7 protein-coding genes are annotated in these 7,269 nt (G+C 49.7%); 1 reads left to right on the forward strand and 6 read right to left on the reverse strand.

Features of this window, described 5'->3' with window-relative positions; all coding sequences use genetic code 11:
• Positions 1-43: 43 nt before the first annotated feature.
• From AB2U10_RS05540 to AB2U10_RS05565, 6 genes are read right to left on the reverse strand one after another with little or no spacing between them, the layout of a single operon-like run.
• Positions 44-1,237 (reverse strand): aspartate aminotransferase family protein, encoded by a 1,194-nt coding sequence (locus tag AB2U10_RS05540; RefSeq protein ID WP_367913003.1) that lies wholly within the window; start codon positions 1,235-1,237, stop codon positions 44-46.
• Positions 1,238-2,437, reverse strand: coding sequence for a hypothetical protein (locus AB2U10_RS05545; protein ID WP_367913002.1), 1,200 nt, complete (start codon positions 2,435-2,437; stop codon positions 1,238-1,240).
• The gene (locus AB2U10_RS05550; protein WP_367913001.1) at positions 2,422-3,255 is read right to left on the reverse strand and encodes a type 1 glutamine amidotransferase; all 834 of its coding nucleotides are present in this window, start codon (positions 3,253-3,255) and stop codon (positions 2,422-2,424) included. The genes AB2U10_RS05545 and AB2U10_RS05550 overlap by 16 nt, the downstream gene beginning before the upstream one ends.
• Positions 3,256-3,301: 46 nt before the next feature.
• Positions 3,302-4,399, reverse strand: a complete 1,098-nt coding sequence (locus AB2U10_RS05555) for a carboxylate-amine ligase (RefSeq protein WP_367913000.1) — start codon at positions 4,397-4,399, stop codon at positions 3,302-3,304.
• Between the two features lie 2 nt (positions 4,400-4,401).
• Positions 4,402-5,409 carry an ATP-grasp domain-containing protein gene (locus AB2U10_RS05560; protein ID WP_367912999.1) on the reverse strand — a complete coding sequence of 336 codons (1,008 nt, stop codon included), beginning with the start codon at positions 5,407-5,409 and terminating at the stop codon, positions 4,402-4,404.
• 29 nt (positions 5,410-5,438) lie between these two features.
• Positions 5,439-6,149, reverse strand: coding sequence for an alpha/beta hydrolase-fold protein (locus AB2U10_RS05565; RefSeq protein WP_367912998.1), 711 nt, complete (start codon positions 6,147-6,149; stop codon positions 5,439-5,441).
• Between the two features lie 80 nt (positions 6,150-6,229).
• Here AB2U10_RS05565 and AB2U10_RS05570 point away from each other — a divergent pair, with 80 nt between their 5' ends.
• Positions 6,230-7,048, forward strand: coding sequence for an alpha/beta hydrolase (locus tag AB2U10_RS05570; RefSeq protein WP_367912997.1), 819 nt, complete (start codon positions 6,230-6,232; stop codon positions 7,046-7,048).
• Positions 7,049-7,269: the final 221 nt, after the last annotated feature.

The following is a 7,269-nucleotide window of genomic DNA, read 5'->3' on the forward strand; positions in this document are numbered from 1 at the left end:
AAGGGTTCCCGGTTATGCCCGAAAATCGCGTGTAACCGGGACTTCACAGCTTTTTTACGGAAAGAATAATTTCTTCCAGGGCATCGATCTCCGCATCGCTGATATTTAAGGGTGGCGTAATACGCATGGAATTATCGCAATACAGGAACCAGTCGGTAATTACACCCAGGCCGATATAACGGTCGATATACGCTTTCAACATGGAGAAGTCGGCAAATTCAGCCGCCAGCATAAGGCCTTCTCCCCTCACCTCCCTGACTTCCGGGTGTTTTTCAAAGATCTGACGGATCCGTCCTCCTTTTCTTTTTACTTCTTCCAGGTCAATTTCTTCCTGCAGTACTTCCAGGCCTGCCAGTCCCGATGCGCAGGAAACGGGGTTGCCGCCATAGGTAGTGATATGGCCTAGTATAGGATTTTCCCTGAACACACTCATTATTTCTTTGGGTGCCATGAAGGCCCCTAAAGGCAAGCCGCTGCCCAGGGCTTTGGCCGACAGCAGGATATCGGGTGCAAAACCGAATTTCTCCAGGGCCCAGGTATAACCGGTACGTCCGAGCCCGGTCTGGATCTCATCAAAGATGAGCAACGTGCCGGTTTCCCTGCACTTTTGCGCCAGGGCCGTCATAAAACCGGGGTCTGTAATTCTTATGCCTGACTCGGCTCCCACCGGTTCAATAATCACCGCTGCCGTTTTAGCGGTAATTTTACCGATATCTTCCGGGTTGTTGCGTTCCATCTTGCCGATATCCGGTAAGAGCGGCCGGAAATTCCGTTTAAAATTCTCTTCTCCCAGCGAGAGCGCCCCCTGGGTAGAGCCGTGGTATGAGTTGCGGCAGGCAATGATCTCGCTTTTGCCCGTATACCGCTTGGCCAGCTTCATGGCCCCTTCTACGGCTTCGGCGCCCGAGTTGGTAAAAAAAACATTGTCGATTGACTGCCCCCGGTGTGTGGGAACAAGCGTTTTCACCAGGCTTACGGCCAGCTGCACCTGGGCCGACTGTACAAATTCGCCGTACACCATCTGGTGCATGTACCGGTCTACCTGGTCTTTAATGGCCTGTACCACCCGCGGATGCCGGTGGCCCACGTTGCTGACCGAAATTCCGGAAATGAGATCGAGGTATTTTTTACCTTCCCGGTCAAACAAAAAACTCCCCCCGGCCGAAGTAAATTCAAGAGCTAAGGGGAATTCGGAGGTCTGGGCGAGGTTATTTAAAAAAAGCTGCCTTAAATTCATTTAATTGGTTTCGTAGAATCCTATACTTCCTCCTACCCAGTCGAAATCTTTATTAAAATCTACCCCTATCATCTTTCCCCGGCTCAGCCTGGCCAGGTTGGTCATGAGTTTCGGGCGGTCGGCGCCGTCAGGCCAGATGGCCAGCAAACGCACCTCGCACTTGATTTTATCACCGTTTATATCTTCAATACAAGGCGAATAGGCTATTTTTCGCTGCAGGAGGTAGTTTTCCGGGTCTTGTATCTTCGCAATGTCTTCGCGGGTGACATCAATAATGACCCCTGCCCCGGCAAAGCTGAAGAGCGGCTTCAGCACGTAATTTTCCAGGTCGTCCGGTAGTTCTTTAAAGTCAGACAGGTAGCGGCTTTCCGGGATATACTTTGATTTGAACAACGGCAGGCTGAATTTGGAAACCCGGTAAAACCAGTTCGGATGAGACACCCACTGTACGTCAGCGGCCTTGTTAAAGTCTGCTTCCAGCTTAAGATCCGGGTAATTGCGCTCCAGGTCGTCCATGATCAGGCGGTTATAGATGCGTTCAATGGCGATCTTTTTCCCGTCTTTTTCATAGTAAAGCTCGGTGCCTGAGTTCCGGATACGGGTTACGCATACCGGTTCAATGCCCCACAGCTTGCGGGTGATGGCAAAATCGAGCCGGGTTTTTTGTTTTTCCGGGTAGATTTCCAGCAATACGGTATTTTCAGGGGCAGAATTCCCCAGCAGGAAACTTTTCATTTCCTGCGTATAGCTCATGGTATTCAGCCGGTTGAAAAATTCGGAATAGCCCCGGTCCACGTCGAAAAACTTCCGGAACTTACCGGCCAGGTAAGCCTGGTAGGCATAAAGCGACGGGAACCCCTGCAATTCAATCAGCTGAGGTTCGTATTCCCCGTTTTCTCCCTGCGTAATGGCAAAATCAACTGCCAGGCAGCCGGGTACCGGGTTTTCATGATCCACCCACAGGTTTTCCGGGATGGCCCGCCGGGTAAGAGGGGCAAATTCAGGTTTCCGGATCTGGTCTACAATATCGTTAAACGCGGTCAGCACTTTCATTTTCAGATCGCGCCCTACAAAGACCGGTGATTCAGCGATACGGAAATCCAGCATCCCGGGAAATTCCGTATGGATCTCGTCCAGCATCCGCTGGTACTTCTCATTCGAAAATGAGGCATTGTACCGTTCTCTTATTTCTCTGACCATACGGGTTCCGGCTTATGTTGAAATGCAATTTCGAGAAAAGTGGGAATGATCACCGACTCGGTAAGCATGATCTTGTCCGGGTCTTCGAGCGACTCCAGCATATTCTGCAGCTTTTCCTCCCCGAAGTTCTCAATAACCGCTTTTTTCTTTTCTTCGGTCTGGAAATGCCGGTACATCCCTTCGGCGTCTGCTTCGGGGTGAAACTGGGTTCCAACGACTTCATTGGTGAAGCGGATGGCCATCACGGCCCTTTCCAGGTCTACGTGCGGCCGTTCTTTTTCGAGACAGAGAATCCGGGCGCCCAGCGTCTGGAAACGGTCGCTGTCGGGCTGAACTACCTGGTAATCGCGTGAATCAACCACCCAAAACGGGTTTTCCAGCCCCCTGAACAGGGGCTCACCTTCTTCTCCTTCCACAATATGTGTAGGCATCACGCCGAAAGACGTTGATTTCCGGCGGGTGAGCTGCGCCAGCTCAAAATACTGTACCACCAGCTGAAACGAGTGACAGATGGCAAAAAAGAATATTTTTTCCGGTGCTGTACGGTTATGTTCCAGGACATCTCCCAAAAGCTTAAAATAGTCTCTTTCCCAGGAGGTGCCTTCCAGAAGGGGGCTGCCCGGCCCGCCTGAAGAGATATAAGCATCAAATTCATCGTAGGCGGGCAGCGTATCGCCACGCCTGACATCAAATACCTGGTAATCGGTTTCCAGCTCTTTCCGCATAAAAAACTCTTCGATCAGGTATTTGATGCAACGCATACCCTCATTAGGTGCGCCGTTATTCATATCCAGAACACCTATTCTAAAATTACCCATTATCTTCGCTACATTGGTCTGCAACGCAAATTTCGTAAAAATTTACTTAAAGTCCGAACTTTGTTTCCTCTATCATGTAGTCTACCACGGCATTAAAAGAGCCTGTTTCATCGTAAACCCGCAATTGCCGGTCAGCTCCCGTACCGTTTTTCATGATGGTGTTGATATAGCCGATCTCTTCTGTTGAACCCAGCTGAGCGCCGGTTTCCCAGATGAATTCGAGCAGCTCATCCACCAGCTGGACGTACGGCACTTCTCCTTCTATTCCGAAGTCGATCAGCTTGGAATGAATACCGTAACGACCGGCCCGCCATTTGTTTTCGTTGATCAGGTATTTGGGGTAGGTACGGTAGCTGAGGTTCTTTTCTTTCAGCGAGTACAGCTTGGCCACCAATGCCTGCATGATGGCTGCCAGGCAGATGGTTTCATCTACCCGCATGGGCACGTCGCAGATCCGGAATTCAATGGTAGGATAGAACGGGTGCAGGCGCAGATCCCACCAGATTTTCTTCCCGTTATCAATACAGCCGGTCTTGATGAGCAGCTTAATGTAATCATCATAATCCGACGCACTCTCAAAATGTTCGGGGATACCTGTCCGCGGAAACTTATCAAACACCTTGGCCCGGTACGAATGAAAGCCCGTATTCCTGCCACACCAGAAGGGTGAATTTACCGATAGGGCAAAGATATGCGGCAGAAAATACCGCAGCTGGTTCATGATGCGGATGGCGTCGTTCCTGTCGTCAATCCCCACATGCACATGCAGGCCGAAGATCAGGTTTCCCCGGGCCACGTCCCGCATTTCATCGATCAGCTTATTGTAGCGGTCATCTTCCGTGATAAGCTGGTGCTGCCAGTCAGAAAAAGGGTGAGTTCCGCCGGCGGCAATCTTCAGTCCCTGGTTATCGGCCAGCTCCAGGAGCTTCTGGCGCAGGAAGGTCACTTCCTGGCGGGCTTCGTGGATGTTAGCACAGATGTCGGTACCCATTTCTACCACGGCCTGGTGCATTTCCTGCTTTATTCTTTCCTGGAGAATGGTTTTACCTCCCTCTACTATTTTAGACATGTGGCTTTTGAGCTCGCGTGTCTCGGGATCAATGGTCTGAAACTCTTCCTCGATCCCCAGCGTAAACAGTCCCATTGTTATTTACTTTTTTTCGTTGCAACTTTTTTGGGCTTTTCTTCTGCCGCAGCCGGTGCAGCAGACGCCCCGGAAACAAATGTACCCCAGGTACAGTTGTTTTGTCCCGGCTTATGGGACTGCGCTTTCTCAATCGCAAAATTGGCGGCATTTTCCACCACCCATTCAAAGTTGGTCTGCCCTACCGAGTTGATGTCGGCATCGGGTGCCGGGTTACAGAAGTCAATGGCATACGGGATACCGTCGCGAACGGCAAATTCAACGGTATTAAAATCATAGCCCAGTGCCTGGTTGAGCTTCAGCACGTAGTCTGTAATGGTAGCCATCAGCTTTTTGTGCGCCTCTCCCTGGGTTTTGGGCTGGGTAGCATAGCGCAGATGGTGCGGGTTACGGGGTTCGTACGGCATAATGTGCACGTATTTCCCGCCTATACAATAACAGCGGTAGTAATCGGTAAAGACGATCTCCTCCTGCAGAAGCATAACCAGCTGGCCTGTTTCGCCGTGCTTGGCCCAGAGGTCATCGGGGTTTTCCACTTTGTAAACGCTCTTCCAGCCTCCGCCGGCATGCGGCTTCATGTAGGCCGGGAACCCTACGCGCTCCAGCATATATTGCCAGTCCATAGGCATGGCCAGGTTCCTGAACGACTGATCCGATGTGTCGTCAGGGCGTTCTTTCGACGGCAGCAGGAGTGTTTTCGGAACCGGAACCCCCAGCTTTATGGCCAGGCAGTTGTTGAAAAATTTTTCATCGGCACTCCACCAGAACGGGTTGTTCACCACGGCCGAGCCGTTCAATGCTGCATTTTTCAGGTATGCCCTGTAAAACGGCACATCCTGTGAAATACGGTCAAAAATAACCGCGTAGTCTGTAGGAACTCCCTGTTCTACCTTGTCGATCAGTACGGGTTCTGCAACAATATCTTTTTTCCCCGTTTTTTCATTCACTTTGTCAATAAAAGCCCACGGAAAAGTGTTTTCCATGCCGAACAATATCCCTACTTTTTTCATTATGTATAAAATTTATGATTTATTACTTTTTATTTTAATACCGCTCCCAGGTATTCGGGGAAAGCCATATTCCATAAAGGCCAGTCGTGCTTGGCCCATTTCTTCTCGTCATACCAGTGATCGATGCCTTTTTCGCGGAGGATCCCCGAGAAACGGAGGGTCTCGTTCCGGCAGATGTCCCAGTCGGAGGTACCCAGCACAATTTTCATGTGATTGTATTTCCACGATTCCGCATTGGGCATAAACTCTACCGGGTTGTTGAAGTATACGTTGTTATCGTGGTACCCCCGCATAAAGCTGCTGATGTCGTATGAACCGCTCATACCGATCACAAACGAAGCGATATCCGGGTTCTTAAAGGCGAAATTTACGGCATGGTACGCCCCGAAGCTGCAACCGGCCAGGCCTATGCGGTGCACACGATTTTCTTCCTGTATTTTCGGCACCAGCTCACTGATCAGGAAACGGGTATAGAGCTCATAATTGTAGGCCCGGTCATGCGGCGAGATGTTCTTTCCATAGAAACTTTCAAAGTCGATGGTTTCTATGTTATACGTCTTGATACGGCCTTCGTCTATCCACGGTTTTACACTGTGAATCAGTCCCATATCTTTATTCTGGCTTACAGAACCCATTGAAGTAGGAAACATCAAAACCGGATATCCCCAATGCCCGATGATCTGCAGGCTCAGATTTTTGCCCAGAATATGAGAATAAAAATTGATGTTTCGTTCTTGCATAGTTATTACTTTTGTATTTTAAAAGGGTAAATTAGATTACTCTGTGCAATAAACAAAATATTATTTTAAACAAATAGACTTTGACAACGAATTATTTTCAGATTATCCGCAACAGAGTAATATTTTCTAAATTCCTGAAAAGAGAAGTAAAATATGATATAATCCTGCCTGCAGGCACCGGGCCGTTCCCTACCCTGTATATGAATGACGGCCAGGACCTGGAAAAGCTGGCCCCGGCTCAGCTGTGCCAGCGGCATTATAAGAACGGCGGGCGCCCTTTTATATGGGTAAGCCTGCACACCAACGAAAGGCGGTTGCAGGAATACGGCACTGCGTTTATCCCGGATTACAAGAAAAGGGGCGCGCAGGCCACGGCCTATATGCATTTTATTACCCGTGAAATGATGCCCCATATCCAGGCTACTACCCCCTCGTCAGCCTCTGCCGGCCTCAATTATTTCTGCGGCTTCTCCCTGGGCGGGCTGTCGGCTTTTGATATTGTATGGGAAAACCCCGAACGGTTTTCGCGGGCGGGTGTATTCAGCGGCTCTTTCTGGTGGCGGAACAAAAGCTATGAAGAGGGTTATGATGAAGACCAGGACCGCATCATGCACAACAAGATCAAAAAAGGTCCCTTCAGGCCCGGCCTGAAATTCTGGTTTGAATGCGGTACGAACGATGAAACCGAAGACCGGAACAACAACGGGATCATCGACTCTATTGAAGATACCCTGGAGCTGATCGATGAGCTGCATACCCTGGGGTATGAAGAGGAAGATACGACTTATGTGGAAATCCGGGGCGGCGAGCACAATTTCAATACATGGCAGGCGGTATTCGGCGATTTCCTGGGTTGGGTTCTGGAGGAGAATCCTTCGCCGGCACACCGGGAAGAATAAGAGTAACAGGACCGGAAACCGGCCCTGTACAATTGATTATTATAATAGAGAAACCTTAGAGGTTCCATGCGTTAGTTACGAAAGAGTCCTTCTTAGGGCCATTCAGAAAAAGCCCAACTTGTTCATTAAGAACTTGTTGGGCTTTTGATTATCTTTGTATATCACCCCGAATAATACGGTTGGAGCCAAAAATCGGGGTAACGAAACGGAAAAGATATGCG

The sequence above is a fragment of the Leadbetterella sp. DM7 genome (genome assembly GCF_040829825.2).
Classification (GTDB): domain Bacteria; phylum Bacteroidota; class Bacteroidia; order Cytophagales; family Spirosomataceae; genus Leadbetterella.

What these genes read in the sequence shown, in the direction of transcription:
- AB2U10_RS05540 (WP_367913003.1), bottom strand. Translation starts at nt 1,237, where the DNA reads ATGAATTTAAGGCAGCTTTTTTTAAATAACCTCGCCCAGACCTCCGAA.
- AB2U10_RS05545 (WP_367913002.1), bottom strand. Translation starts at nt 2,437, where the DNA reads ATGGTCAGAGAAATAAGAGAACGGTACAATGCCTCATTTTCGAATGAG.
- AB2U10_RS05550 (WP_367913001.1), bottom strand. Translation starts at nt 3,255, where the DNA reads ATGGGTAATTTTAGAATAGGTGTTCTGGATATGAATAACGGCGCACCT.
- AB2U10_RS05555 (WP_367913000.1), bottom strand. Translation starts at nt 4,399, where the DNA reads ATGGGACTGTTTACGCTGGGGATCGAGGAAGAGTTTCAGACCATTGAT.
- AB2U10_RS05560 (WP_367912999.1), bottom strand. Translation starts at nt 5,409, where the DNA reads ATGAAAAAAGTAGGGATATTGTTCGGCATGGAAAACACTTTTCCGTGG.
- AB2U10_RS05565 (WP_367912998.1), bottom strand. Translation starts at nt 6,149, where the DNA reads ATGCAAGAACGAAACATCAATTTTTATTCTCATATTCTGGGCAAAAAT.